Genomic DNA, 24,585 nt, shown 5'->3' with positions numbered 1-24,585 from the left:
ATAAGGCAGGCGCGGCAGCCGGTCGATAGGCGACACAGCTTTTTACAAAATTTTCTCTGGCGCTTTGCAAGCAGAATAGTCCTGTTTCGCTTCGCTAAAGCTTTTTCCCGCGTCTTTACCGCCGTCCGCTTTTGCGCCAGTACTGGCCGCGTCTGGCGTCTTGCTGAAGCCACAGGCAGATAAGTGACGCCGTCACCTGTACGTTATTCCAACCTGCTCATAAACTTCGTTTCAAGCGTGCGTCAGCCCTTCTCTGTCTGATTAGCTTATTAATTGATCCTGTGCAATAAAGGGCGCACCTGACCCGATGCTATTGAGCCCCGGTTAAGAAACGCCGCACTATAGTGGGCGCCGAGGCAACGCCTCACTACAACAAGTACGGCTATTGATTCACTTAGCCGGGTCCTCCGGTAACGCTCCACGACAGGAGCGTTTTTTATTTGCCGGGTTAATGCCCGCAGCCTTTACAGCCGCCGCATCCGCCCTCTTTAACCGGCTGCAACCCAGGCTGAAGACTGACGCGCAGCTGGCGTAAAAGGGTCACCGCCGCCATACCCGCGGCGACAATGGCTGCCAGGCAGATCAGGCTGAAGCCGGGATGCTGAGTAAAAGTGCCGATCTGGTAAACCAGCGTTGCGGCGCTATAGGCCATAACGGTTCCCCAGATCAGCGCGAACCACATCCACTGTCGTCCCGCCTCTTTCGCCAGCGCGCCCATCACCGAGACGCAGGGCACGTAGAGCAGGACGAAGACCAGATAGCTGTAGGCCGCGAGCGAGCTGCCGAACATCGTCTGCATAACGCCCACCGCGCCCTGGCTCATCTCGCCGTCTCCTTTGCTCGCTTCGACCGGGTTGAACAGCGTTTGCGGGCTGAACGCCTGCTTCAGGTTCTGCCAGGTTTCATCCAGCGCCGAGGCGAAAACCGCCGACAGGCTCTGCGCTGGCTCGGCGTCCGGCGCATTTTGCGGCTCCGCCAGGTAGAGCGCGTTCAGGGTGCCGACCACGCTCTCTTTCGCCATGGCGCCGGTCACCAGCCCCACCGTCGCCTGCCAGTTGTCGGGCCGAATGCCCATCGGCGTAAACAACGGCGTCAGGTAGCGGCTGGCGGAAGCCAGTACCGAGTCGTCGACGCGCTGCGCCTGATGGCCGCTGGCCGTCAGGCTGGAAAGCAGGCCGATCGCCACGCAGGCCGCGACGATCACCATGCCGGCACGGATAACGAAGGCGTGCAGACGAAACCAGGTCTGCAGCAGCAGGCTGCGCATTACCGGCACATGCCACAGCGGCAGCTCCATGATCGCACAGGAAGATCCGCCCTTCAGCAAGGTATGCTTTAGCACCAGCCCGGTAAAGACCGCCGCCACGATACCGAGCAGATAGAGCGAAAAGATCACCCCAGCGCCAGCGTTGCCGAAAAAGGCGCCGGCAAACACGGCGAATATCGCCAGCCGCGCGCCGCAGGACATAAAAGGCGCCATCAGCATGGTTACCAGCCTTTCCCGCTCGGTTTCCAGCGTGCGCGCCCCCATCACTGACGGCACATTGCAGCCAAAGCCGACGATCAGCGGCACAAAGGATTTCCCCGGCAGCCCCAGCCAGCGCATCAGACGATCGACCACAAACGCGGCGCGCGCCATATAGCCCGACTCTTCCAGCAGCGTCAGAAAGAAGAACATCAGCGCCAGCTGCGGCACCAGCGGCAGTACGGTGGTGATGCCGCCGCCAATGCCCTGCGCCAGAAAAGAGGTGACCCAGTCGGGAAAGCGAAGCGTGGCGCAAAGCTGCGCGGTGCCGTCGATAAACAGCGCCGTGGACCCCTTGTCGAATACTGGCTGCAGCGCGCCGCCGATATTGATGGAGAAGTAAAACATCAGGTACATCACCCCTAAAAACAGGGGAAAACCGAGCCAGCGGTTGAGAAACAGATTATCCAGCGCGCGCGTCAGACGATGGGCGCGATGCGCCGCGCGATCGCAGACGGCCTGACAGATGGCGCTGATGCGCGCCAGCCGCGCTTCCGCGTCGACGTCCGTTCGGTTCAGCAGCAGATCTGCAGGCGGCGCGGCGGCGACGCGATCGATGGCGTCCAGCAGCGCCGTCAGCCCTTCCGAGGTCGAGGCGGACATCAGCACCACCGGACAGCCAAGCTGCGCGGCCAGCTCATCGGCATCCAGCTCGACGCCGCACGCTCTGGCGACATCGGCCATATTAAGCACCACGATCATCGGCAGGTTCAGCTCGCGCAGCTGCAGGGTGAGCCACAGGCTCTTCTCCAGGCTCGACGCGTCGACCACGTTGATCAGCACGTCCGCCTGGCCGCTCATCACATAGCTGCAGGTGACGCGCTCGTCGGCGGAGAGCCCGTCTTCGGCCTGCACCGTTTCCAGCGAATAGATGCCGGGCAGATCGATCAGCGTGACGGCAGCCTCGCCGGTGGTGAAGGCGCCCTGCTTGCGCTCGACGGTGACGCCGGGCCAGTTGCCGGTGCGCTGGCGCAGCCCGGTCAGCAGATTGAACAGCGTGGTTTTACCGGCGTTAGGGTTGCCCGCCAGTACGGCGTTGATACGCTTCATGCCTGCTCGCCTCCGTCAACGGCCTCGAGACGCAGCATCGCCAGTTCAGCTTTACGTAACGCATAGCTGCTGTGGCTGAGACGCACTTCCGCCGGGTCGCCCAGCGGCGCGAACCTGACGATATCGATTACCGCGCCAGGCACGAAGCCCAGCGATAAAAGTTTACGACGGAAAAGCTCGGACAGGTCGCTCCTGAACCCTGTAATACGCCATTGACTCCCGGGTTTTATCAGCATGATCTCATCTCCGATATTTCTGTGCCGCAACTATGCAATTGCGAACAATTATCGTTATTGATTTAGATCGCGTTAGAGGCGAGAAGCGGGCAAAGAGTGGCGTGGTTGATGCAGGGTTGACGAAAAAGCCGCTGGCGGGCCTGGGCGGTTAAAGGTCCGTTAAGACGTAAGGCGGGAAAATAGCGGTTACATGGTGAACGGAAATCTCTCTATGCTGAAACCTGCTGCACTTGTTGTCTGCCTGCTGCTCTCCGGCTGCGCGGTGCCGCGCCATCATCAGGCGAAAAACCTCAACGCCCCGCCCGAGTGCATCTCCCACGACAGCGAGATCGACTGCACCTGGAACGACGTGCCCGATAATCCGCAGGCTCAGGCGGCCGCAGAGGCGCAATAGCGCAGGCACACCTCAGCTGCATTTGTTGCGCAGCCGCCAGTCGAGCCACGCATCCAGCTCGCGGTCGGGCAGCGGTTTGGCATAGAAATAGCCTTGCGCCTGGTCGCAGCCATATTCGCACAGCATACTGGCCACGTCCCCGCACTCGATGCCTTCCGCCAGCACGACATAGTCCAGCTCTTTCAGCATGGTGATAATGTTGCGCGCGATAATGCGCGATGCGGTGTCGGAAGCCAGGCCGCTGATTAACGAACGGTCCAGCTTAATCACGTCCAGCGGCATGCGGCGCAGATAGCTGATATTGCTGTAGCCGGTGCCGAAGTCATCCAGCGAAATGCCGAAGCCGCGCAGCTTGAGCATTTCCAGTCCGCGCATCGTGGCCGGACTCTCAATCAGCCGTTCGGTTTCCAGACACTCCACGCCAAGCAGCGCGTTAGGCAGCCTGACTTTCAGCATCTTATCTTCCAGCGTGTCGGCAAACCCCTGCCGGGCGAAATCATGCAGGCTGACGTTAACGGAAACCGGCAGCTGGATGCAGTGATTTCGCAGCCGCGCCAGACGGGCAATGACGCGATCGATTACCCAGGCGTTTAGCTCGGAGAGCAGTTCGGTCTGTTCCGCCAGGGGTACGAATGCCGAGGGCGACAGCTCGCCCAGCTGCGGATGCCGCCAGCGAATCAGCGCCTCAAGCCCGACCGGCGCGCCGCTCTGCAGGCAGATCTTGGGCTGGTAGGCCAGATAGAGCCCCTCTTCGTTTCTTAGCGCTGAGGCGAGTTCATGCATCAGGTTGAAATCGCGCGTGCGGCGCACATCCTCCGACGCGCTATAGGTCCGTGTCGCCACCCCGCTGCCGATCGCCTCATGCAGCGCGCTGAGGCCGCGACGCAGTATCTCCTGCGCCGGCGACGCCACGGCCGTGAAGTCCACTTCACCGGTAAAAGTATTCAGGGTCACCGACAGCCCTTCGCCCAGATCCGCGCTGATGCCCTCCATGCGATTCGCCACCCAGGCCGCGCTGAGCGAGCTGCTCGCGCTGGTCAACAGCGCAAACCGGCCGGTGGCCACGGTGTAGAGCAGATCGCCGGGCCCCAGACGCAGGCGCAGCGGCAAAAGCGTGGCGACGTCTTTGAGCAACCCCTCGACCGGCCCCATTCCCATCGAGCGCGCCAGTTCGTAGGCGCGCGGCATGTCGATGCAGTCAATCAGGATGAGCCGCCGCGGCAGCGTTTCGCCGCCCGCCGTCAGGTAGTGCAGATCGCGGATCAGCCGCTGACGATTTGGCAGTCCGGTCACCGGATCGGTGAAGCCGGCGGAGTGCCAGGCCTCCAGGAAGGAGATCACCAGCGCGCCGAGCAGCGTCAGCGCGGTCAGCTGCTCTGGATTTAGCTGATGCGGCTCGCCGTCGGTTACGCACAGCGTGCCGAGGATATGGCCGGCGCGGCTTTTCAGCGGCACGCCGGCATAGAAGCGAATCCAGGGATCGCCGACAACGAACTTGTGCTTAACGAAGCGGGCATCTTGCCAGGTATCAGCGATCACCATCGGCGCTTCGGAATCAATCACGTAGCGACAGAGCGAATCTTCACGCGTCGAGTACTTAAGCGAAAAGTTGCGCGCCGCGCGGATGTACTGAAATTCATCGTCGACGATAGAGATAAAACAGCCGGGAATGCCGAGCGCCTGGCTTGCCAGCCGAACAAACTTTTCAAGTACCCCATCGCGACTTTCATCAGGTTCGCGCAGCGCTTCAAGCGCGCGCAGGCGACCTTCGTCGTCGCCGGAATATGTTTGCATGGTTCCTCCGGCCCGCTCCAGCTCTGGAACGAACAGAAAATAAAAACGTTTAAAAGCGGACCGGGAAAAACCGACTAAAGTACAAGGCAAATTATCTGATTTTATCTGGTACGAAATCTTAAGCGCTTTTCGTCCCTTTGGCACAATAAATTCTTTCAAACAATATCAAATAATCCGAAAAATAAAAAAATCACAAAATGATCGTTTCCTTTTTCCTGATTCACTGCCACACTAAAGCGCTCAATAAGATTGCACGCAATAAAATAGCAAGCTACATAAAAAACAACATTTCGCAGTTCTTTACACAGCAGCAACAACACCAGGGAATCCTATATGCACTTCCTCAGAAATTTTACTATTCGTCGGGTTGTACAGGCTATTTTGCTGGCTGCGCTGCTGGTCGTGGCGCTGGCAGGCGCTTACGGTTCTGGTGTTATGCGCGACCTGCATCAGCGCGCCGAAGCGAGAGACATCGCCAGCGCGCAGCTGGTTTTTCTGACGCGCGCCGGAAATGCGATGGCCTCAGGCTCCGCAGAGGAAAAAGCGGCGCTACAGGCTGAGGCGCCCGCCGGCGCCGACTGGACGCGCCTTAGCGTCGCCCTGAACGAAACGCCCGCCCGCTTTTCCGCCGCGGCAAACGAGCGGCTTAGCTTTCTGCAGCGTCAGGTTGCATCGGACGAAGCAGCGACCGCCCACGATCGCCAGCGTCTGGAGATGGCGTTTCTTGTCGCCGCGCTGATGATGCTGGGGCTGCTGGCCTTCTGCGACCGCTTTCTTGTCACCCATCTGGTGAAGCCGCTTGGCGTGATGCGCGAGCATTTCAGAAGCATCGCTGCAGGCGATCTCTCTCACGAGCCGCAGGAGTTTGGCCGCAACTGCGTCGGACAGCTGGTGCCGCTGGTGCGACTGATGCAGCAAAGCCTGCTCACCACGGTGCAGGCGGTACGTGACAATAGCGGCGTGCTGCGTCGGGAAGCGGCGGATATCGCCGCCGGCAATACCGATCTCTCCGATCGCACCACTCGCCAGGCGGCGGCGCTCGAACAGACCGCCGCCAGCATGGAGGAACTGACCGCCACGGTGAAGAATAACGCGCTGAGCGCCCGGGAAGCGCGCGAGCTGGCGGGCGCCACCGCGCAGACCACCCGGCAAGGCGAGGCGCTGGTTCACTCGGTCTCTACGCTGATGCGCGATATCGCTGAAGAAGCGGAGAAAATTCGTCAGTTTACCGCCACGGTCAACAGCATCGCTTTTCAGACCAATATTCTGGCGCTCAACGCGGCCGTAGAGGCGGCGCGCGCGGGCGAGCAGGGACGCGGCTTCGCCGTGGTCGCCTCCGAGGTGCGCAGTCTCGCCCAGCGCAGCGCCGCGGCAGCCAAAGAGATCGAGGACTTAATCGGCGGCGCGGTGATGCGCGTGCAGGAAGGCGCGGCGGCAGCCGGCCGGGCCGGAGAGACCATGGGCAGCGTCACGCAGCGCGTCTCAGCGGTGAACGATCTTATCGGCCAAATTGCGCTGGCCTCAGAGGAGCAGAGCAAAGGCATTTCTCAGGTCACGCTGGCTATCGCCGATTTAGACCGCGTTACGCAGCAGAACGCCTCGCTGGTTCAGCAGGTCACCGCCTCAGCGGGCAGCCTGAACGGACGCACCGAAACCCTCGCCGCCGTTATCAGCCACTTTAAAACGCCGGTCGACGAACATCGTTACGCAGGCACCGGCGGCGCCGATGCGTTTTTGACGCCGCAAGCCGCTGCCGTCGCTGTCTGACTGACGGCATCAGGAACAGGGGCGGCGCGAAGGCGGATTGTCTTTCAGCCAGCGGCGCACCTTTTCCACATCCGGGCCCGCTTCCTTTACGGCCCGGATGAGCCTGTCCTGAGTAATGTGCAGCGTCAGCATCCAGAAGGTGATTTGCCACTGTTCGTTGACCTCCACGCAGGAAAGATCGGCAGGGACGCGACGAACGATTGGGTCTCTCATATCAGGGTCCTTATTACCGGCAATGCATAAACGCCGGGATAATATTCAGCTTGCGAAGCCACACATCCTGAATGTCTGACACAGGATATAAAGCAGATTTATCCCTAAACGATTCTGTAGCGGAATTATGAGAGGGTTCTGAGAGGCGTAGCCTGCATTAAATCGGGTGGCGCCTCTCAGGACGCATTAAAATCAAATTCAGCACGCTGAATTAGCCGTTACGCTAATCGAAACAATCTGTTTATTTCGCGCAAATGTGCACAACGCGTGACAACATAACCCAGAAACAGCAGAAGCAAGCGTCTATGATGCATAACGTTTGTTAACCCTTTAGCGTATGCCGCAAAACGTCCTGCTGGAGCAGAGCTTGTTGCATAAAAGAGAAAAATTATGACCAATAAATCCTTTAAGCCAGGCGTGATTGTTCAGCCTGATGTCCGTTCTCTGCGCATCGCCGCGGGCCTGACGCAGGAGCGTGCCGCCGAACGGTTCGATCTGAGTCTGCGTGGCTGGCAGCTTAAGGAAGCCACATCCAATCCCGGATTACTCAGCCAGGGAGAATATGAGCTTCTGCTGTTGCTGGCTGGCAAACATCCCCATTTCACTCTTGCGCCCCGCTAGCGCCTCAGCTTATAGATAGTTACGCAAATTTTGATGCGCACGCCTAATTATCCGTCTGAAAATAAAAAACAAAAAAGAAATAAAGGATCTATTTCTCATTATGCATGCTTTCAGAACTTTAATTGAAGCCGCAGCTATCCATGCCGATAACTTATCGGTTTTACGGCTCTTCAAACTGCTCTGTTAACGTATGTGGAACGAGAAATAAATGTTCAGAAATTTACCTGTTAAGAAAAAGTTCTTTTTTGCCTTTGGCGCCGTTGTGGTTTTATTGCTGGCTCTGTCCGCAACCTTCTACAACAACTTTTCCAGCATTGTTAATACCAACGACTGGAACATTCATAGCTGGCGCGTCGTCGATAAAAGCCGCGCTCTGACCCAAAGCCTGGTGAATATGGAAACGGGTCTGCGCGGCTATGCGATTAACGGCAAAGAGGAGATGCTCGATCCCTGGAAGGCGGGCAAAGAGGATTTCGTTAAGTTGCTGCAGGAAGCTAAAGGCTTAACCGCGGATAACCCCGCTCAGCAGCAGCGTCTGGATAATTTACTCCGCCAGGAACAAGCCTGGCAGGACAAATTCGTCGCTGAGCTGCTGGCGCACCGCCGCGCGTTAAATGCCGGTTCGATGTCGCAGATGGATTTCAATGCCGCCTTCGAAGCCAATACCGGTAAGCCGCAGATGGATCAGATGCGTAGAACCATCGATGAGATCGTCAACGGCGAAAAAAGCCTGCTCGGTGAACGGCAGCACTCTGTCGACTCCATTGAAACCCAGACCCGGCTGACGTTGTGTATCGGCGCGCTTTTGGGCTTAGGCATCGCCTCCGCATTAGGCTATGCTCTTGCCCGCTCGATTACCCTTCCGCTTGAAGAGGCGGTAAAAGCGGCTAAGGCGATTGCCGCCGGCGATCTCTCCACCACGCTGGTCGCGCGGTCCAAAGATGAAACCGGTATTCTGATCGCCACCTTTACCGCCATGCAGGAGCAGCTCAAAAAGGTGGTTTCTGATATTCAGACCGCCGCCTTCTCTATCGACAACGCCTCGAAAGAGGTTGCGCTGGGCAATACCGATCTCTCTGCGCGAACGGAGCAGCAGGCCGCCTCGCTGGAAGAGACCTCAGCGAGCATGGAGCAGCTGACCGCCACCGTCCGGCAAAACGCCGCTAACGCGCAAAATGCCAGCAGCCTGGCGTCCGACGCTTCGCAGGTCGCGCAGCAGGGCGGCGAGGTGGTGGAAAAAGTCGTCACGACTATGGCCGCTATTTTCGACAGCTCGAAGAGCGTGGTCGATATTATCGGCACCATTGAAAGCATCGCCTTCCAGACCAATATCCTGGCGCTCAACGCCGCGGTGGAAGCGGCTCGCGCCGGCGAACAGGGCCGCGGTTTCGCCGTGGTGGCCAGCGAAGTGCGCGCCCTCGCCCAGCGCAGCGCGACAGCGGCGAAAGAGATTAAATCGCTGATCGAAGCCTCGAACCATCGCATAGCGGAAGGCACCGACCTGGTCGCCCAGGCGGGCAAAACCATGACCGGCATCGTCACCGCGATCGGCGACGTCTCAACGATCATGTCGGAAATCTATACCGCCTCCGGCGAGCAGGTTAACGGCATCGAGCACGTCGGCATCGCCATCACTCAGATGGATGAGGTGACCCAGCAAAACGCCGCGCTGGTGGAACAGGCCGCCGCCGCCGCCGCGTCACTGGAAGATCAGGCAGCGCAGCTCAGCCGTTCGACCGCGATCTTTAAACTCGCCTGATAAACAAACCTCGCTATGGCTAGGTTTTTTATTATGCGCGGCGAAGCGCGGGGTTACCACGGCACGCTCTTCCCGAAGCGATCCAGGAAGACCAGGCCGGGCTGACCGCGCCGGCTTTCGATGACGCTGACGATATCGGGAATCGTCTCCTCCAGGCTGTAGGCACCCTCCTCTCCGCCCAGCGCGGTGCGGATCCAGCCTGGCGCCAGCAGCAGTAGCGCGCGAGCGGGCGCGAGTTTCGCCTGCCGCGCGGCGTAGCTGCGCATATACTGATTCAGCGCGGCCTTGGTGCCGCGATAAACCTCTCTGCCGCCCTGGTAATTGTTGCCGATACTCCCCTGTCCGGAAGACATCACGCCGATCAGTCCGTCCGCATCCACCCGATCCTGCAGCGCCTCAATCACCCGCAGCGGCGCCAGCGCATTGGTGATCATCAGATGCGCGAACTCTTCGGTGCTGACCTCTGCAACAGTCTGGTTTTGGTCGTGGTTGGTAATGCCGGCATTGACGAACAGCGCGCTGAAGCGCTGATGCCGCAGACGATGACGCAGAGCGGCCAGCTGCGCCTCATCCGTGATATCCAGCTGTTCGGTGGTTAGCGCCTGCCCATAGCGCAGCGCCAGGCTCGCCAGCGCTGGCGCGGCCGCGCGCACCGTGGCGGTGACCCGCCAGCCGCGCCGGAGCAGCGCTTCGGCCATAGCCAGTCCGATGCCGCGCGAGGCGCCGATCAGTAAAAAATGGGGCGACGAGGTCTCTTCGTTGTTAAGGGTCATGGCGATCTCCACGGTCAATTCAGGGATCTCCACCCTAATCGGCAGCAGACCATTACACCAGACGCGCTACGTGCAACAATAGTTTGCATCGCACGCAACCAACCTTATCCCTATGCCTGATATCGATCTAAATCTGCTAACCGCGCTGGATGCCCTGCTGACCGAGTGCAGCGTGACCGGCGCGGCGCGGCGGATGGGCCTCAGCGTCTCCGCCATGAGCCGCGCCCTGACCCGCCTGCGGGCGGCGACCGGCGACCCGCTGCTGGTGCAGGCCGGCCGCCAGATGGTGCCGACGCCCTACGCCGCAGAGCTGGCCGGGCGCGTCGCCCATATCGCCCGCAGCGCGCAGGCGATCCTGCAGCCGCCAGCCGATCGGCTAAACCTCGCCAGCATTGAGCGCAGCTTTCTTATTCGCGCCAATGAAAGCTTTGTCGATCTCGCCGCCGCCGCGCTGGCGGCGGAGCTGCAGCAACAAGCGCCGCTGATCCGGCTGGTGTTTGTCGCTAAACGCGACAAAGCGCCGCATGTTTTGCGCAGCGGTGAAATCGACCTGGAGATCGGCGTGCTCGGCACGGATGCGCCTGAGCTGAAGCTGAGAACGCTTTTCAGCGATCGCTTTGTCGGCATCTGCCGCCGCGATCACCCGCTATTGCAGGCGCCAGGCGTGACGGCGGAACGCTACGCCAGCTATCCACACGTTGTCGTTTCGCGCCACAATAAACAGTTGGGTCCAGTCGATGTCGCGCTCGCCTCGCTGGGTTGGCAGCGCCGCGTCAGCGTGGTGGTTCCCGCCTTTGCCAACGCGCTCCCGCTGGTGCGCGCCTCCGATATGCTCGGTCTGGTGACGCTCTCCTCGCTCAACGGCGTCGCCTCCGGCATGACGCCGGGCGACGTGGTCCCCTTTGAGCTGCCCGTCGTCACGCCCGCCATTAGCATCGCCGCTATCTGGCATCCCCGACTTCAGGCGGATCCGCTGCACCGCTGGCTGCGGGAGACGCTTATCGCGGTGTGTCGGCGGGAACAAGCGTCCTGGCGCTACCGGTAGCGCAGCGGCAGGCTGGCGCGCGTGGTGCGGGATCGGGCGAGCGGCCCTCGGCGGCCACCCGATTTACAGGTATAATCAGAAAAATTTTTCAACGGGCTTAGAAACAACGATGACGAAACTTACCTTACAAGAGCAGATGCTTAAAGCTGGCCTGGTCAGCAGCAAGAAAATGGACAAGGTGCAGAGAACCGCCAAAAAATCGCGCGTTCAGGCGCGCGAGGCGCGACAGGCAGTGGAAGAGAATAAAAAAGCCCAACAGGAGCGCGATAAACTGCTTAACGAACAGCAAAAGCAGGCGGCGTTGTCGCGCGAGTATAAAGCGCAGATCAAGCAGTTGATTGAGATGAACCGCATCGACATTTCACGCGGCAATATCGGTTTTAACTTCACCGATAATAATCTGATCAAAAAAATCGAGGTAGATAAGGCGACCCAGGCGCAGCTGATTAGCGGCCGACTCGCCATTGCGCGCCTGGCGGCGGAGAACGGTGAAAGCGAGTACGCCATTATCCCCGCCAGCGTCGCCGATAAGATCGCGCAGCGCGACGCCAACAGCATCGTATTAAACAGCGCGCTCAGTCAGGAAGAGCAGGAAGAAGACGATCCCTACGCCGACTTTAAGGTGCCTGACGATCTGATGTGGTAATGCCCGCCCCAACGCGCGCTGTCGAGGCAAACGTCCGCTGAAACGCAGTTAAAACGGGCTGGCATGGCGCGCGGCTATCCGCTCTCCGCTCACCGGGTGGGTAAAATGCAGCTCGCTGGCGTGCAGCATCAGCCGCGGCGCGCGGTCGGCCCCCGGCAGCAGACGCCCGCCATAAAGATCGCAGCCCAAAATAGCATGCCCCATCAGCTGGCAGTGAATGCGCAGCTGATGGGTGCGCCCGGTCTCTGGCGTCAGCGCGACGCGCGTTAACGGCAGCGCTACGCCGCCTTCCCCCGCCTGATAAAAGCGCTCAACGACACGATAGCGAGATCGCGCGGGCTTGCCGCTTGCGGCGCAAATCGCCATCAGCGGGAAGCGCGCCGGATCTTTGGCGATCGCCGCCTCGATCATCCCCTCATCCTCCGGCACATGCCCGCACAGCAGCGCGCTGTAGCCCTTGCTTACCGTGCGCTGGCTGAACTGCTGGCAGAGCGCAGCGTTAATCGCTTTATTGCGCGCGATTACCATGAGCCCTGAGGTGCCGAAATCGAGCCGATGCACCAGAGTGCAGCCGGGAAAACGCGCCGCCAGCCGGTAGTGCACCGAATCAAGGTTAAGCGGATTTTTCCCCGAAAGGCTGAGCAGCCCGGCGGGTTTATTGATTAGCACCAGATGGTCGTCCTGATAGAGCGTCTCTATCTGTTCCAGACACGGCGGGGCGATAAAGGTATCGACAATAGCTGACATCAGGCGGTCCGTTGAGAGATGAGCGCGGATAGTAGCGAATTTTGCCCGCGCTGGCGACGCTGGCTCCCGGCTTTAAGAAGCTCAGCTGTCTTTTCAGCGGCGTTCGCCTTAATGTGTCATGAGTCTTAGCTCATAAACTGGAATCGATGATGCGTGATCTGCCACCTACCGCGACGCTGCGCGCGTTTGAAGTCGCGACGCGCCACACCACCTTTACCTCGGCCGCCGCAGAGCTGTGCGTAACGCAAAGCGCGGTCAGCCACCAGCTGAAGCACCTGGAAGCAGTGTGGGGCGTGCAGCTCTTTCAGCGCGGTAAAACGCTGAGCCTGACGCCCGCAGGCGCCTCCCTCGCGCCGCTGGTGCGCGAGTTTTTCAGCAAGCTGGATACGACGCTTGCCGATCTGCGCGAGCAAAAGGGGCGCGTGCGGCTGCGCGTCAGCACCACTTACTCATTCGCCCTGAAGTGGCTGCTGCCGCGCCTGCCCGATTTAGCGCGCCTGCACCCGGAGATTCTGGTAACGCTGGAGAGCACCGACAGCGCCATCAACTTCGCCAGCACCGATGCAGACGTGGCCATTCGCTTCGGTCAGGGAGATTACCCGGCGCTGCACACGGAGTTTATGTTCCGCGAGCAGCTCTTTCCGGTCGCCAGTCCGGCGCTGCTACAGCGCTTCGGCGTCCCGGAAGAGCCCGCCGAGCTGCTGCGCTATCCGCTGCTGACGCGAGACGGCGCCGATTTGGTGCCGAAATGGGACGTCTGGTTCAGACTGAATGACATCCCGATCGATGTGCTGCACGAAAGCGTGCGCTTCGCCGACACCAATATGACGATTGAGGCCGCGCTGCTGGGCCAGGGCATCGCGCTGGCGCGCAGCGGACACGTTGAAAAAGAGCTGGCGGAAGGCTCATTGGTGCGGCTGTTCGCTATCCCTTTCCCCTCGCCCGCCGCCTATTACTTCGTCTGCCCGAAAGGAATTGAAGCCGAGCCGCATATCGTGATCTTTCGCCGCTGGCTGCTGGCGCAATCCCGCGAAGCGCAAAGCCGCTATGTCTGACCTATGAGCTTTTGTTCATACGACAATGACGAGACTTCGCTTTTTATTCGTGCACAGGCTGATAGCATCACCTCATGCCCAGCTATCTTATTTTACTGACACTGTTTGCTGCCCTGCTGCATGCGGGCTGGAACGCCCTGTTGCGCGGCGGCGACGATCGGCTCTGGTCGATGAGCATCATGTGCGTGGCCATCGCCGCGGTTTGCGTGCTTATCGCGCCCTTTATGCCGATACCGGCGCGCGCCAGCTGGCCCTGGGCGCTGCTATCGGCGCTGCTGCATGTCGGCTACAACCTCTGCCTGGTGCGCAGCTATCGCAGCGGCGATCTGGGGCAGAGCTACCCGATTGCGCGCGGCTCGTCGCCGCTGATGGTGACCTGCGCGGCGGCCATCGTCGCCGGGGAGAAGATCGAGCTGCGCACGCTGGTCGGCATCGCGCTGATTTCCGGCGGCATCCTGCTGCTGGCGATAAGCGGCGGCAAAGGGCGAATGCCTAATCTGCGCTATCCGCTGGCGACCGGCGCGTTTATTGCCGCCTATAGCGTGGTGGACGGCATCGGAGTGCGCCTCTCCGGCAGCGCGCTCTCCTATACGCTATGGATGAGCGCCTGCTGGGGCGCGCTGATGCCGGCGATCTATATCGCGCTGCGCGATGCGAAAAGCCTGCTGCGCTGGCGCCCGGGCCTGCCGGTCGCGGCGGCGGGCGGGCTGGTGTCGCTGCTGGCCTATGGCATTATTATTGAGGCCATGGCCTCTGCGCCGATGGGTGCGGTTTCCGCGCTGCGCGAGACCAGCGTGCTGTTTGCCGCCGTGCTGGGCTATCTGTTCCTCGGCGAAACCATAACGATCAGGAAAATGCTGGCGTGCGCGGTGATAGCCGCGGGCACCTTTATGATGAATTAATTCAGTCAGGAGAGCTTACCATGTCAGATCGCTTTACCACTGCGCTGCTGGGACCAGGCGCGATTGGCACCACCATCGCCGCTGCGCTGCATGAAGCGGGCCGCACGCCGCGTTTGTGCGGGCGCACCGCGCATCCGCAGCTTATCCTGCGTCACGATCGGGGTGAAATCGTGGTGCCTGGCCCCGTCATCACCGATCCGGCCGCTATTGAGCGCCCGGTCGATCTGCTCTTCGTGGCGGTGAAAACCACCCAGGTCGCCGACTGTGCCGACTGGCTGGCGCAACTGTGCGACAAAAACAGCGTGGTGTGCGCGCTGCAAAACGGCGTGGAACAGCAGACGCAGCTGGAACCCTGGGTAAATGGCGCCGTCGTGCTGCCGGCGGTGGTCTGGTTTCCGGCGCAGCGCGAGCCAGATGCCTCGGTCTGGCTGCGGGCCGCGCCGCGCCTGACGCTTCCGGATCGGCCGGAGGCTCAGCGGGTAGTAGAGGCGCTGAGCGGCACGCGCTGTGCGGTAGCGCTCACAGCGGACTTTGTCTCGATCGCCTGGCGCAAGCTGCTGCAAAACGCAGTGGCGGGTCTGATGGTGCTGGCTAACCGTCGCGCCGGCATGTTTGCGCGCGCCGATATCACCGCGCTGGCGCTGGATTACCTGCACGAGTGCCTGAGCGTCGCGCGGGCGCAGGGCGCGATCCTGAGCGATAGAGTGCCGCAGGAGATCCTTGACGTGTTTCATCAGGCGCCAGCGGATTTAGGCACCTCGATACTTGCCGACCGGCAGGCGAATCGTCCGCTCGAGTGGGAGATCCGCAACGGCGTGATACAGCGTTACGGCCGCGCGCACGGCATCGCGACGCCCATTAGCGATGTGCTGGTGCCGCTGCTGGCGGCGGGCAGCGAGGGGCCGGGTTAAGCAGAAACCAGCTGCCCGCGCGAACGGTCCTATGGCTTAGCGACGATGAATGCCATTCGCGGGCGGCGGCCCCATATGCTGAGCAGCGCTACCTGGCGCGGGCGGCGGGCCCATATGTTGAAAAGCGCTGTCTTGCGCGGGCGGCGGCCCCATATGGTGCGAAGCGCTGGGCGCGCTGCGATGATGTTTATCAGAGGCGGGTGCATAGTGACGATGCCCACCTCCGTCAGCCATTACGCAGCCCGACACTGCGGTACATCCCAACATTATTGTCAGACTCGCGATCAATTGCTTAAACATTTTATTTCCTCTGATTTTTGATCAAGACCGATATTTTAATACTCGCCCCGTCTGAAAGAGCTGACGATAATATTGCAGCACCAATACGAATAATAAATAAACGCATTAAATAAACAGCATTTCGCTTGATAATTATTTACGTCCGGTTTTGATTTAGATCAACGCCAGTAGCTATCGTCAAATAATTAGTTAGCGAAATAAAATTGTTAGATTAATCTGTAAGGAGTATGTGTTATGCCTTTCCCTGGTGTCAGCCATTATGGCTCTCCCGCTTCAACCTACCGGTCGCCAACGACTTACGAAGCGGGATTTTTTTTGCCCATGACCTGCCATTATTGTCAGCGTTTCACCGCCGCGGTAAGGCATTTCTCCCCCGTCGCGAGCTTCACAAAAGGCAGATCAAACAGCGCATCGTTATCGCTGGTAAACATCACGGTGCCATAACGCGACTCTCCTCCTTTATAAGGCGAAAGCAGTTCAAGCTGGATACCGTTGCTCATTAGCTGATGTCCCTGACTATCGAAGAGAAACAGGCACATCTTATTATTTTTGCCCGGCGTAAACGCCTGCTTCCCGTTGTTATTGATCGTCACTTTGTAGGAAACCTGATACTGCGCTTTATCCGTCACGCTGTTCCAGACGCTGCCCTGCGCATCCTTCGAAGCAAAAACGGTAATATCAGGCGTACTTTCCGATGCAATGCCGCTGCCGGTGACGAGCATAGCGGCTGAGAGAAGCATCGCTTTAGCGGTTTTAGACACGTGTTTACCTCCGGTTTTCAGAAGAAATCAGCCGCTGGGAGGCGCTGGCGCTCGCCTGTCCCTGCAGGATGATAAAGATACATTCAGTCTGCCATGCCTGAACGGCGCGCCACGGCAGGCATCGGAATGGCGAGCAATCAGTGCTGAACCTCGATCTGGCTCCAGCCTTGTTTGTACATACAGTCTTTAACTAAAACCTCTCTTTGATACTGATTGGAATCGCTTACGGTATAGCTAACGTCAGATTCGTCATGTTTTTTATCATGGGATACGGACTTGCCGCTCACGACGTTATCCGGCGGCAAGTCGCGCAGCGCCTGAGCCTCGCAGGCGGTTTCAACCACTGTCTCATCGCGATCGCTTGCCCCCTGCTTTACCCATTTATATTCTGCGCAGCTTGTCAGCAAGAGAGGCAATATCAGCAAAATCATTTTTTTCATTACTACTTTCAACCCTGATTCAATATAAAACCTGAACCTGCTGCGGCAAAACGCAACTTTATTCGCTTACATCTCGAAAGACTCTCTTGCGAGAGGGTTTAAGGTGCGGCGCTGTAAAGTCGCCGCGTCATTATTTTTCTACGATCTCTTTTACATCATGCTTCTGTAGCTGGTGCATATTTCCGCTGGCATCTTCATAGGAGATCATGCCTGTTTCTTTATCAATGACGGGCTTACCTTTTGCATTAATCATATGTCCGTCATTCGTGGAAATAATATAGCGTCCCGCGCAGGCTGAAAGCGTTGACGCTGCCGCCAGCATAATTAAACTAACCGCTGCCTTTTTAATCAGCATGACCATGCTCCTTTTGTTAACAGAATCAAAAAGTGTTAATTTCGCCTGCAATCCTGGCGCGTAAAAATTAAACCAGCCTTAAACAGCATGCGCTGATATTTTCAGACCTGATAATTAGCTGACTTTTATCAATAAAAATGTATGGATGAGAGAAATCCGCCCGCTGAATATGTAAGGCATTAATACGCTATTAATAAATTAACATAAACGGCGCACGGGTTTGCCTCAGGCGCTGGCGCGCAAAATTAGCCGCCATGCCATCATTACCCGTTCCGTGGGCGCCTGCGGATCGGCTATTTTCTTCAGCAGCAGGTCAAAGGCCGTGCGGCCAATCTCGCGCGACGGCTGAGCGACGGTGGTGAGCGCCGGCGAAACGATTTCAGCGAGTTCGGTGCCGTCAAAACCGGCCACGGCAATATCCTGCGGAATGCGCAGACCCGCCGACTCGATGGCGGACATCGCGCCAGCCGCCAGCGTATCCGATACGGCAAACACCGCGTCGGGCCGGATGTCGCGCCTCAGCAGCGCCTGCATCGTCTGTTTGCCGGCGCTAAAGCTCAGATCGCTGGCGTAGCCGATCGCCTGCCAGCTCAAACCCCGGCTCTCCAGCTCCTGCTGATAGCCCTGCTGGCGCAGCTGGGCATATTTGTAGCTGAGATCGTGGTTAATCAGGGCGATATGACGACGGCCGCCGTCGGCCAGATGGGCGACCAGCTGACGCGCCGCGTCGGTATCGTTGATCCCTACGCAGGAGATATCGCCAGCGTCAGCATACTCCGCGCACTGCACCCAGGGCATATCGCCGATCAGCTGCGTCAGCTCCGGCAGCCGGGTGAAGGCGTCCATGGTAATCACGCCCTCCACCATTTTCCCCGCCAGCAGCTGCAGGCTGGAGCGTGAGCGATTGATATCGGCACCGGAGTTACACAGCAGAATGCGATAGCCGTTCTGCTCTGCCTGCGCCTCTATCCCCTTGACGATTTCCGCGCAAAACGGGTTGGAAATATCGGAAACCAGCACCAGCACCATCGAGCTGCGCGCGGTGCGAAGCTGCCGCGCCAGCAGATTAGGTTGATAGTTGCTGGCTTCAATCGCCTTTAGCACTTTATCCCGGTTGATTTCCTTGACGCTGTCGCTGTTGTTAATGACGCGAGAGACCGTGGCAACGGAGACGCCGGCCAGCTTCGCGATTTTTTGAATGGACATGGTGGGATGACTTCCTGGGTCGGTTTCTGGTCTGCTGGCTATCATAATCCCCCGCGAGACAAGACGTTAGTGCAAATCGGCCGCTGTCGTGCAGCAGCAAGGCGCGCCTGTACGCGCCGGTGAGCCAGAGCGCAACCTCACTGCCGCTGCTGCCGGTCAGGCCAGTATCACTCCGGCAGGCCAAGCGCGGCGCGCACGCTGGCGCTGCTCTGTCGGGCAGCGAAGTCATCAAAGGCATGCTCCGCCACCGGAATAATGTGGCGGCGAATAAACTCCGCGCCCTCGCGTGCGCCGGTCTCCGCCTCTTTCAGGCAGCACTCCCACTCCAGCACCGCCCAGCCATCATAGTTGTACTGCGCCAGCCTGCTGAAAATGCCCTTAAAGTCAATCTGGCCGTCGCCTGGCGAGCGAAAGCGTCCGGCGCGGTCGATCCATTTCTGGTAGCCGCCGTAGACGCCGCTGCGGCCGTTCGGCAAGTACTCGGCATCTTTAACGTGAAAGGCTTTGATGCGCGCGTGATAGATATCGATAAACTGCAGGTAATCGATGTGCTGAAGGTGCAGATGGCTGGGGTCAAAGAGAATATTGCAGCGCGGATGATGATCAACCTTCTCCAGGAAGCGCTCAAAGGTCACGCCATCATGCAGATCCTCGCCGGGATGCAGCTCATAGCAGAGGTCAACGCCGTGGCGATCGTAGATGTCGAGCAAGGGCTGCCAGCGGCACGCCAGCTCGGCGAACGCCTCCTCGAACAGCTGCGGATTGTGCGGCGGCCAGGGATAGATATAGGGCCAGGCGAGCGAACCGGAGAAAGTCGCATGGGCGCGCAGCCCGAGGTTTTGCGAAGCGGCCGCCGCCAGCGCCACCTGCTCTGTCGCCCAGGCGGTGCGCGCCTCGCGCTTGCCGCGCACGCTTGCCGGCGCGAAGTTGTCGAAGGCGGCGTCGTGCGCCGGATGCACCGCTACCAGCTGTCCCTCCAGATGCGTTGAGAGTTCGCTGATGCATAGCCCCTTCTCCTGCAGCAATCCGCGCACCTCGTCGCAGTAGGTCTGGCTGCTGGCGGCACGCTGCAGATCGAATATCCCAGGATGATTGCAGGGGATCTGCAGAGCTTTATAGCCGAGCGACGCTGCCCACTGCGCCAGCCCCTCCAGCGAATTAAACGGCGCCTGCTGCCCAATAAACTGCGAAAGAAAAATGCCCGGACCTTTCAACGTTTTCAAAAACCACCTCCCATAAAACCGCTTAGTCGCGATACTTGAACGTGAACAGAAACAGCACGGCGATCGCCGCGGCGGCAATCGCCGGGATCCACCAGAACAGCGCCCAGCTGGCGGCGGAAACCTGACCGGCCACCAGATGGTTATAGAGCGCGCCGGAGATTTGCGACCCCAGCAGCATGCCGATGCCGTAGGTAAACATCACGATCATGCTCTGCGCCTGCCCTTTTACTTTCTCGCCCGCGATGCGGTCGGTATAGATAAAGCCGACCACAAAGAAAAAGTCGTAACAGACGCCGTGCAGCAAGATGCCCAGCCAGATCAGGGCGCGACCCTCTTCGCCCATGCCCATGGCGAACAGCGCATAGCGTACAAACCAGGCGGCCATGCCTACCAGCAGCATGATTTTCACGCCGAGGCGACGGAACAGCAGCGGGATCACCAGCATAAAAAAGATTTCCGACATCTGACCAAACGACATCAGGGTACTGACGTTTTTCACCCCGGCGTCGGCCAGCCAGGAGGCGGTAAAGGCGTAATAGGTACCTAGCGGGACAGAGATCAGGGTGGCGCAGAGCGAAAAAATAAAAAAGTGGCGGATTTTCAGCAGCGCGAAGGCGTCAGCGCAGAAGAGATCGCGCAGGTGAAAAGGCGATCCTTTCGCCGGCGCTGGCGTATGCGGCAGCGTCAGGCTGTAGATCGCCAGCGCGACCGAGCTAATGGCCGCCAGCGTAAAGATAGCGACGCTGGAGGCTATGCCGACAACGCCGATAAAAATTCCCGCCACGATCCAGCCGATGGTGCCGAATACCCGCACCACCGGGAAACTTTTCTCGCTGCTCGCCAGGCTGTGAAAGGCGATATTGTTGGTCAGCGCCAGCGTCGGCATGTAGCACAGGGTGTAGCCGAACAGTAAGGCGATCAGCAGGCCGCCGTTTTCCGCCACCACCGCCTGCGGCACGAACCACAGAATTACCGCGCCCGCCAGATGCATCACCGCCAGCACCTTCTGCGACGGGAAGAAGCGATCCACCAGCATGCCCAGCACAAAGGGCGACAGTATCGACGCGATTGGCCCGGCGGAGAAGGCATCGCCAATCAGCAGCGACATATTGTGCTGCGTCATTACCAGCCCGAGCGTCACCGACCAGCTGCCCCAGATAAAGAACTGCAGAAACATCATCAGCGACAGCCGCGGCACCAGCATGCGCTGCGCCGCTACGGCGTGATCATTACTTTGCGTATAAGAAACCATAGCAGCCTCGCAGAGAAAAGTAATCGATTACAATTAATGCCCGCTAAAAAAGTAATCGATTACAAAACATCTTTCTCTTTAGTTGATCACATTTTGCGCAACGCGCTGACGACAAACACCATTATCAATATGGCTGTTTTGTGATCCACATTGTAGTACACATATTATTTATCGTACTACAATGACGCCACACTGATAGCTGCTTACCTCTACTTTGTACTTCAAATATGAGGCGAAACTGAGCGTTCAGGGTAAAGTAGAAGCAAACAGGCAGGCACAAGGAGCTTCTATGACCCTCAACAAAACCGACCGTATCGTGATTACGCTGGGCCAGCAGATCGTCAGCGGAAAATATCTGCCCGGCGCGCCGCTGCCGGCCGAGGCGGAGCTGTGTGACGAATTCGCCACCTCGCGCAATATCATCCGCGAGGTGTTCCGTTCGCTGACGGCGAAGCGGCTTATTGAAATAAAGCGTTACTACGGCGCCTTCGTCACGCCGCGCAATCAGTGGAACTACCTGGACTCGGACGTACTGCAGTGGGTGCTGGAAAACGACGACGATCCGCGCCTGATTGCGGCCATGAGCGAAGTGCGCAATCTGGTTGAACCGGCCATCGCCCGCTGGGCGGCGGAGCGCGCGACGTCGCAGGATCTGGCGCAGATTGAATCGGCGCTCAACGACATGATCGCCAACAACCAGGACCGGGACGCCTTTAACGAAGCGGACATTCGCTATCACGAAGCGGTGCTGCGCGCGGTGCACAACCCGGTGCTGGAACAGCTTAGCGTGGCGATCAGCTCCCTCCAGCGCGCCGTCTTCGAGCGTACCTGGCAGGGCGACGAGGCCAATATGCCGAAAACGCTAAGCGAACATAAAGCGCTGTTCGACGCCATACGGCTGCAGAACGGCGATGCGGCAGAGCAGGCGGCGTACACCATGATCGCCAGCTCGACACACAGGTTAAAGGACATTACATGAGATCTCGCTATATCGCCGTTGACTGGGGCTCCACCAATTTGCGCGCCTGGCTTTTCGACAACGAACGCTGTCAGGAAAGCAGAGAGTCAGAAGCGGGCGTCACCCGGCTGAACGGAAAGCGCCCGCAGGCGGTATTAGACGAGATCACGCAGGGGTGGCGCGACGGCGCGACGCCGGTGGTGATGGCCGGGATGGTGGGGAGCAACGTGGGCTGGAAAAGCGTGCCCTATCTGCCGCTGCCTGCCCGCTTATCAGCCATCGGCGAGCAGCTGACGCCCGTCGCCGACAACGTCTGGATCGTGCCCGGTATGTGCGTCAGCCGCGAGGATCACCATAACGTGATGCGCGGCGAAGAGACGCAGCTGCTTGGCGCCCACGCGCTGGCGCCCTCGCCCGTTTACGTGATGCCGGGCACCCACTGTAAGTGGGTGCAGATCGACAACGAACGTATTCTCGACTTTCACACCGTGATGACCGGCGAACTTCACGCGCTGCTGCTGCGCCACTCGCTACTTGGCGCCGGTTTGCCTGAACAGCAGCCGTCGCAGACAGCGTTTGACGCCGGACTGGCGCGCGGAATTGCGACACCGGCGCTGCTGGCGCAGCTCTTCGAGATCCGCGCCGCGCATATCCTCGGCAGCCTGGCCCCTGAAGAGGTCAGCGAATTTTTATCCGGTCTGCTGATTGGTGCGGAGGTCGCCACGATGCGCGAACGCTTTGGTCATCAGCCGATCGCCCTCGTCGGCGGAGAATCGCTGACCCGCCGATATCAACAGGCGCTGGCCGCCGCTGGCCAGCAGGCCAGCGTAATAGCCGGCGATACCGCCTTTCAGGCAGGCATAAGGAGCATCGTTAATGCAATGGCAAACTGAACTTCCCCTTATCGCGATTCTGCGCGGCGTCACGCCAGACGAGGTCGTGGCGCACGTCGGCGCCGTTATCGACGCGGGTTTCGATGCGGTGGAAATTCCGCTCAATTCGCCGCAGTGGGAGCTCAGCATCCCACTGATCCTTGAGGCTTACGGCGACAGGGCGTTGATAGGCGCCGGAACGGTGTTGAAAACCGAACAGGTGGACAGGCTGGCGGAGATGGGCAGCAAGCTTATCGTGACGCCGAATATTCAGCCGGCGCTAATCCGCCACGCCGTAAACCTCGGCATGATCGTCTGTCCTGGCTGCGCGACGGCCAGCGAAGCCTTTAACGCGCTGGAGGCCGGCGCGCAGGCGTTAAAAATATTCCCCTCCTCCGCGTTCGGCCCGGGCTACATCAAGGCGCTAAAAGCGGTGCTGCCCGACGACGTGCCGGTGCTGGCCGTGGGCGGCGTTACGCCGGAAAACCTGGCGCAGTGGCTTGAGGCGGGCTGCGCAGGGGCCGGGCTCGGCAGCGATCTCTATCGCGCCGGTCAGCCCGTGGAGCGAACCGCGCAGCAGGCGGCCGCATTTGTTCAGGCATACAGAGAGGCAGTGAAATGAAAATAACCCGGCTCACCACATACCGTTTACCCCCGCGCTGGATGTTTCTTAAAATCGAAACCGACGAAGGCGTCGTCGGCTGGGGCGAACCCGTTATCGAGGGACGCGCGCGCACCGTCGAAGCCGCCGTGCATGAACTCGGCGACTACCTGATTGGTCAGGATCCGGCGCGCATTAACGATCTGTGGCAGGTGATGTACCGCGCCGGTTTTTACCGCGGCGGCCCGATCATGATGAGCGCCATCGCCGGCATCGATCAGGCGCTGTGGGATATCAAAGGCAAGGTGCTGGGCGCGCCGGTATGGCAACTGATGGGCGGCCTGGTGCGGGATAAAATCAAAGCTTATAGCTGGGTGGGCGGCGATCGACCGGCGGACGTGATCGCCGGCATCCATACGTTACGCGAAATCGGCTTTGACACCTTCAAGCTTAACGGCTGCGAAGAGCTGGGCATTATCGACGACTCGCGCAAAGTCGACGCCGCGGTGAATACCGTCGCGCAAATTCGCGATGCGTTCGGCGATAAGATTGAGTTCGGCCTCGACTTTCACGGCCGCGTGAGCGCGCCGATGGCGAAGGTGTTGATTAAAGAGCTTGAACCCTACCGCCCGCTGTTTATCGAGGAGCCGGTACTGGCGGAGCAGGCGGAATATTACCCCAGGCTGGCGGCGCAAACCGCTATCCCTATCGCGGCGGGCGAACGCATGTTCTCGCGTTTTGAGTTCAAACGCGTGCTCGAGGCGGGCGGACTGGCGATTCTGCAGCCCGATCTCTCCCATGCCGGCGGCATCACCGAGTGCGTAAAAATCGCCGCGATGGCGGAAGCCTACGACGTCGCCTTCGCGCCGCACTGCCCGCTCGGCCCGATCGCCCTTGCCGCCTGTCTGCACGTCGATTTCGTCTCGCGCAACGCGGTTTTCCAGGAGCAGAGCATGGGCATTCATTACAACCAGGGCGCGGAGCTGCTCGACTTTGTGAAAAACAAAGCGGACTTCAGCATGGAAGGCGGCTTCTTTAAACCCTTAATGAAACCGGGACTCGGCGTGGAAATCGACGAGGAGCAGGTGATCGAACGCAGCAAAAACGCGCCAGACTGGCGTAATCCGTTGTGGCGCCATGCGGACGGTTCCGTCGCGGAGTGGTAAGGCGGATTATTTA

General features: G+C 59.5%; 25 protein-coding genes. 13 read left to right on the top strand and 12 right to left on the bottom strand.

Annotated features, from left to right (window positions below):
• Positions 1 to 448: 448 nt before the first annotated feature.
• Together feoB and PVE98_RS09815 are read right to left on the bottom strand one after the other, a co-directional pair.
• On the bottom strand, positions 449 to 2,575 hold the full coding sequence (gene feoB / locus PVE98_RS09820) for a Fe(2+) transporter permease subunit FeoB (protein ID WP_051905536.1): 2,127 nt from the start codon (positions 2,573 to 2,575) through the stop codon (positions 449 to 451).
• Positions 2,572 to 2,811 carry a FeoA domain-containing protein gene (locus PVE98_RS09815; RefSeq protein WP_033747057.1) on the bottom strand — a complete coding sequence of 80 codons (240 nt, stop codon included), beginning with the start codon at positions 2,809 to 2,811 and terminating at the stop codon, positions 2,572 to 2,574. Before PVE98_RS09815 ends, feoB begins: the two co-directional genes overlap by 4 nt.
• 211 nt (positions 2,812 to 3,022) lie before the next feature.
• On the opposite strand from PVE98_RS09815, the gene PVE98_RS09810 reads away from it, so the two are divergent.
• Positions 3,023 to 3,205: a hypothetical protein gene (locus PVE98_RS09810; protein ID WP_102990971.1), complete on the top strand. Its 183-nt coding sequence runs from the start codon at positions 3,023 to 3,025 to the stop codon at positions 3,203 to 3,205.
• Between the two features lie 12 nt (positions 3,206 to 3,217).
• On the opposite strand, the gene PVE98_RS09805 is transcribed toward PVE98_RS09810, so the two are convergent.
• Complete coding sequence (locus PVE98_RS09805) at positions 3,218 to 4,999, bottom strand: EAL domain-containing protein (protein ID WP_096073183.1); 1,782 nt, start codon at positions 4,997 to 4,999, stop codon at positions 3,218 to 3,220.
• Between the two features lie 333 nt (positions 5,000 to 5,332).
• On the opposite strand from PVE98_RS09805, the gene PVE98_RS09800 reads away from it, so the two are divergent.
• Positions 5,333 to 6,766: a methyl-accepting chemotaxis protein gene (locus PVE98_RS09800; protein ID WP_096073184.1), complete on the top strand. Its 1,434-nt coding sequence runs from the start codon at positions 5,333 to 5,335 to the stop codon at positions 6,764 to 6,766.
• Positions 6,767 to 6,775: 9 nt separating this feature from the next.
• On the opposite strand, the gene PVE98_RS09795 is transcribed toward PVE98_RS09800, so the two are convergent.
• The gene (locus PVE98_RS09795; RefSeq protein WP_033747050.1) at positions 6,776 to 6,979 is read right to left on the bottom strand and encodes a DUF3606 domain-containing protein; all 204 of its coding nucleotides are present in this window, start codon (positions 6,977 to 6,979) and stop codon (positions 6,776 to 6,778) included.
• A 390-nt stretch (positions 6,980 to 7,369) separates the two neighbouring features.
• Here PVE98_RS09795 and PVE98_RS09790 point away from each other — a divergent pair, with 390 nt between their 5' ends.
• Both PVE98_RS09790 and PVE98_RS09785 read left to right on the top strand, forming a co-directional pair.
• Complete coding sequence (locus PVE98_RS09790; RefSeq protein WP_033747048.1) at positions 7,370 to 7,600, top strand: hypothetical protein; 231 nt, start codon at positions 7,370 to 7,372, stop codon at positions 7,598 to 7,600.
• 208 nt (positions 7,601 to 7,808) lie between these two features.
• Positions 7,809 to 9,359: a methyl-accepting chemotaxis protein gene (locus PVE98_RS09785; protein ID WP_096073185.1), complete on the top strand. Its 1,551-nt coding sequence runs from the start codon at positions 7,809 to 7,811 to the stop codon at positions 9,357 to 9,359.
• Positions 9,360 to 9,412: 53 nt separating this feature from the next.
• Here the strand turns inward: PVE98_RS09785 and PVE98_RS09780 are convergent, their stop codons facing one another.
• A complete protein-coding gene (locus PVE98_RS09780) occupies positions 9,413 to 10,132 on the bottom strand; it encodes an SDR family NAD(P)-dependent oxidoreductase (RefSeq protein ID WP_096073186.1) in 720 nt (239 codons plus the stop codon).
• Between the two features lie 112 nt (positions 10,133 to 10,244).
• On the opposite strand from PVE98_RS09780, the gene PVE98_RS09775 reads away from it, so the two are divergent.
• Positions 10,245 to 11,177 carry a LysR family transcriptional regulator gene (locus tag PVE98_RS09775; RefSeq protein WP_096073187.1) on the top strand — a complete coding sequence of 311 codons (933 nt, stop codon included), beginning with the start codon at positions 10,245 to 10,247 and terminating at the stop codon, positions 11,175 to 11,177.
• 109 nt (positions 11,178 to 11,286) lie between these two features.
• The gene (locus PVE98_RS09770; RefSeq protein WP_096073188.1) at positions 11,287 to 11,823 is read left to right on the top strand and encodes a DUF2058 domain-containing protein; all 537 of its coding nucleotides are present in this window, start codon (positions 11,287 to 11,289) and stop codon (positions 11,821 to 11,823) included.
• A gap of 48 nt (positions 11,824 to 11,871) precedes the next feature.
• Here PVE98_RS09770 and PVE98_RS09765 read toward each other — a convergent pair whose 3' ends face one another.
• The gene (locus PVE98_RS09765) at positions 11,872 to 12,570 is read right to left on the bottom strand and encodes an RluA family pseudouridine synthase (RefSeq protein WP_333620677.1); all 699 of its coding nucleotides are present in this window, start codon (positions 12,568 to 12,570) and stop codon (positions 11,872 to 11,874) included.
• A gap of 149 nt (positions 12,571 to 12,719) precedes the next feature.
• On the opposite strand from PVE98_RS09765, the gene gcvA reads away from it, so the two are divergent.
• The 3 genes from gcvA (at position 12,720) to PVE98_RS09750 (ending at position 15,438) form a co-directional block, all read left to right on the top strand.
• Positions 12,720 to 13,625: a transcriptional regulator GcvA gene (gene gcvA / locus PVE98_RS09760; RefSeq protein WP_096073190.1), complete on the top strand. Its 906-nt coding sequence runs from the start codon at positions 12,720 to 12,722 to the stop codon at positions 13,623 to 13,625.
• A 74-nt stretch (positions 13,626 to 13,699) separates the two neighbouring features.
• Positions 13,700 to 14,527 (top strand): EamA family transporter, encoded by an 828-nt coding sequence (locus PVE98_RS09755; protein WP_096073191.1) that lies wholly within the window; start codon positions 13,700 to 13,702, stop codon positions 14,525 to 14,527.
• Between the two features lie 20 nt (positions 14,528 to 14,547).
• Positions 14,548 to 15,438 (top strand): oxidoreductase, encoded by an 891-nt coding sequence (locus PVE98_RS09750; RefSeq protein WP_096073192.1) that lies wholly within the window; start codon positions 14,548 to 14,550, stop codon positions 15,436 to 15,438.
• A 638-nt stretch (positions 15,439 to 16,076) separates the two neighbouring features.
• Here PVE98_RS09750 and PVE98_RS09745 read toward each other — a convergent pair.
• The 6 genes from PVE98_RS09745 to PVE98_RS09720 form a co-directional block, all read right to left on the bottom strand.
• Complete coding sequence (locus PVE98_RS09745) at positions 16,077 to 16,499, bottom strand: DUF4354 family protein (RefSeq protein WP_227741479.1); 423 nt, start codon at positions 16,497 to 16,499, stop codon at positions 16,077 to 16,079.
• 137 nt (positions 16,500 to 16,636) lie between these two features.
• Complete coding sequence (locus PVE98_RS09740; protein WP_096073193.1) at positions 16,637 to 16,939, bottom strand: hypothetical protein; 303 nt, start codon at positions 16,937 to 16,939, stop codon at positions 16,637 to 16,639.
• A gap of 130 nt (positions 16,940 to 17,069) precedes the next feature.
• Positions 17,070 to 17,294: a YgdI/YgdR family lipoprotein gene (locus PVE98_RS09735; RefSeq protein WP_096073194.1), complete on the bottom strand. Its 225-nt coding sequence runs from the start codon at positions 17,292 to 17,294 to the stop codon at positions 17,070 to 17,072.
• Between the two features lie 225 nt (positions 17,295 to 17,519).
• Positions 17,520 to 18,500 (bottom strand): LacI family DNA-binding transcriptional regulator, encoded by a 981-nt coding sequence (locus PVE98_RS09730; protein ID WP_096073195.1) that lies wholly within the window; start codon positions 18,498 to 18,500, stop codon positions 17,520 to 17,522.
• A 167-nt stretch (positions 18,501 to 18,667) separates the two neighbouring features.
• Positions 18,668 to 19,723 carry a sugar phosphate isomerase/epimerase gene (locus PVE98_RS09725; protein WP_096073196.1) on the bottom strand — a complete coding sequence of 352 codons (1,056 nt, stop codon included), beginning with the start codon at positions 19,721 to 19,723 and terminating at the stop codon, positions 18,668 to 18,670.
• 22 nt (positions 19,724 to 19,745) lie between these two features.
• Positions 19,746 to 20,975, bottom strand: a complete 1,230-nt coding sequence (locus PVE98_RS09720) for an MFS transporter (RefSeq protein WP_096073197.1) — start codon at positions 20,973 to 20,975, stop codon at positions 19,746 to 19,748.
• A gap of 289 nt (positions 20,976 to 21,264) precedes the next feature.
• Between PVE98_RS09720 and dgoR the strand changes: the two genes are divergently transcribed.
• The 4 genes from dgoR to dgoD are packed head-to-tail and all read left to right on the top strand — an operon-like array spanning position 21,265 to position 24,572.
• Entirely contained in the window at positions 21,265 to 21,954 is a 690-nt protein-coding gene (dgoR, locus tag PVE98_RS09715) for a D-galactonate utilization transcriptional regulator DgoR (protein WP_033747020.1), read from the top strand.
• Positions 21,951 to 22,826, top strand: coding sequence for a 2-dehydro-3-deoxygalactonokinase (locus PVE98_RS09710; protein WP_096073198.1), 876 nt, complete (start codon positions 21,951 to 21,953; stop codon positions 22,824 to 22,826). The genes dgoR and PVE98_RS09710 overlap by 4 nt, the downstream gene beginning before the upstream one ends.
• Positions 22,810 to 23,427, top strand: coding sequence for a 2-dehydro-3-deoxy-6-phosphogalactonate aldolase (locus PVE98_RS09705; protein WP_033747015.1), 618 nt, complete (start codon positions 22,810 to 22,812; stop codon positions 23,425 to 23,427). Before PVE98_RS09710 ends, PVE98_RS09705 begins: the two co-directional genes overlap by 17 nt.
• Positions 23,424 to 24,572 (top strand): galactonate dehydratase, encoded by a 1,149-nt coding sequence (gene dgoD, locus PVE98_RS09700; RefSeq protein ID WP_033747013.1) that lies wholly within the window; start codon positions 23,424 to 23,426, stop codon positions 24,570 to 24,572. Before PVE98_RS09705 ends, dgoD begins: the two co-directional genes overlap by 4 nt.
• Positions 24,573 to 24,585: the final 13 nt, after the last annotated feature.

This window comes from Pantoea sp. GABEPS69 (assembly GCF_045780835.1).
Lineage (GTDB): Bacteria > Pseudomonadota > Gammaproteobacteria > Enterobacterales > Enterobacteriaceae > Pantoea > Pantoea septica.
This window is presented reverse-complemented; position numbering and strand designations above follow the sequence as displayed.

What these genes read in the sequence shown, in the direction of transcription:
- PVE98_RS09730 (WP_096073195.1), bottom strand. Translation starts at nt 18,500, where the DNA reads ATGTCCATTCAAAAAATCGCGAAGCTGGCCGGCGTCTCCGTTGCCACG.
- feoB (WP_051905536.1), bottom strand. Translation starts at nt 2,575, where the DNA reads ATGAAGCGTATCAACGCCGTACTGGCGGGCAACCCTAACGCCGGTAAA.
- PVE98_RS09805 (WP_096073183.1), bottom strand. Translation starts at nt 4,999, where the DNA reads ATGCAAACATATTCCGGCGACGACGAAGGTCGCCTGCGCGCGCTTGAA.
- PVE98_RS09810 (WP_102990971.1), top strand. Translation starts at nt 3,023, where the DNA reads ATGCTGAAACCTGCTGCACTTGTTGTCTGCCTGCTGCTCTCCGGCTGC.
- PVE98_RS09705 (WP_033747015.1), top strand. Translation starts at nt 22,810, where the DNA reads ATGCAATGGCAAACTGAACTTCCCCTTATCGCGATTCTGCGCGGCGTC.
- PVE98_RS09720 (WP_096073197.1), bottom strand. Translation starts at nt 20,975, where the DNA reads ATGGTTTCTTATACGCAAAGTAATGATCACGCCGTAGCGGCGCAGCGC.
- PVE98_RS09755 (WP_096073191.1), top strand. Translation starts at nt 13,700, where the DNA reads ATGCCCAGCTATCTTATTTTACTGACACTGTTTGCTGCCCTGCTGCAT.
- dgoR (WP_033747020.1), top strand. Translation starts at nt 21,265, where the DNA reads ATGACCCTCAACAAAACCGACCGTATCGTGATTACGCTGGGCCAGCAG.
- PVE98_RS09800 (WP_096073184.1), top strand. Translation starts at nt 5,333, where the DNA reads ATGCACTTCCTCAGAAATTTTACTATTCGTCGGGTTGTACAGGCTATT.
- PVE98_RS09740 (WP_096073193.1), bottom strand. Translation starts at nt 16,939, where the DNA reads ATGAAAAAAATGATTTTGCTGATATTGCCTCTCTTGCTGACAAGCTGC.
- PVE98_RS09770 (WP_096073188.1), top strand. Translation starts at nt 11,287, where the DNA reads ATGACGAAACTTACCTTACAAGAGCAGATGCTTAAAGCTGGCCTGGTC.
- PVE98_RS09775 (WP_096073187.1), top strand. Translation starts at nt 10,245, where the DNA reads ATGCCTGATATCGATCTAAATCTGCTAACCGCGCTGGATGCCCTGCTG.
- PVE98_RS09750 (WP_096073192.1), top strand. Translation starts at nt 14,548, where the DNA reads ATGTCAGATCGCTTTACCACTGCGCTGCTGGGACCAGGCGCGATTGGC.
- PVE98_RS09780 (WP_096073186.1), bottom strand. Translation starts at nt 10,132, where the DNA reads ATGACCCTTAACAACGAAGAGACCTCGTCGCCCCATTTTTTACTGATC.
- gcvA (WP_096073190.1), top strand. Translation starts at nt 12,720, where the DNA reads ATGCGTGATCTGCCACCTACCGCGACGCTGCGCGCGTTTGAAGTCGCG.
- PVE98_RS09795 (WP_033747050.1), bottom strand. Translation starts at nt 6,979, where the DNA reads ATGAGAGACCCAATCGTTCGTCGCGTCCCTGCCGATCTTTCCTGCGTG.
- dgoD (WP_033747013.1), top strand. Translation starts at nt 23,424, where the DNA reads ATGAAAATAACCCGGCTCACCACATACCGTTTACCCCCGCGCTGGATG.
- PVE98_RS09785 (WP_096073185.1), top strand. Translation starts at nt 7,809, where the DNA reads ATGTTCAGAAATTTACCTGTTAAGAAAAAGTTCTTTTTTGCCTTTGGC.
- PVE98_RS09735 (WP_096073194.1), bottom strand. Translation starts at nt 17,294, where the DNA reads ATGCTGATTAAAAAGGCAGCGGTTAGTTTAATTATGCTGGCGGCAGCG.
- PVE98_RS09815 (WP_033747057.1), bottom strand. Translation starts at nt 2,811, where the DNA reads ATGCTGATAAAACCCGGGAGTCAATGGCGTATTACAGGGTTCAGGAGC.
- PVE98_RS09790 (WP_033747048.1), top strand. Translation starts at nt 7,370, where the DNA reads ATGACCAATAAATCCTTTAAGCCAGGCGTGATTGTTCAGCCTGATGTC.
- PVE98_RS09765 (WP_333620677.1), bottom strand. Translation starts at nt 12,570, where the DNA reads ATGTCAGCTATTGTCGATACCTTTATCGCCCCGCCGTGTCTGGAACAG.
- PVE98_RS09710 (WP_096073198.1), top strand. Translation starts at nt 21,951, where the DNA reads ATGAGATCTCGCTATATCGCCGTTGACTGGGGCTCCACCAATTTGCGC.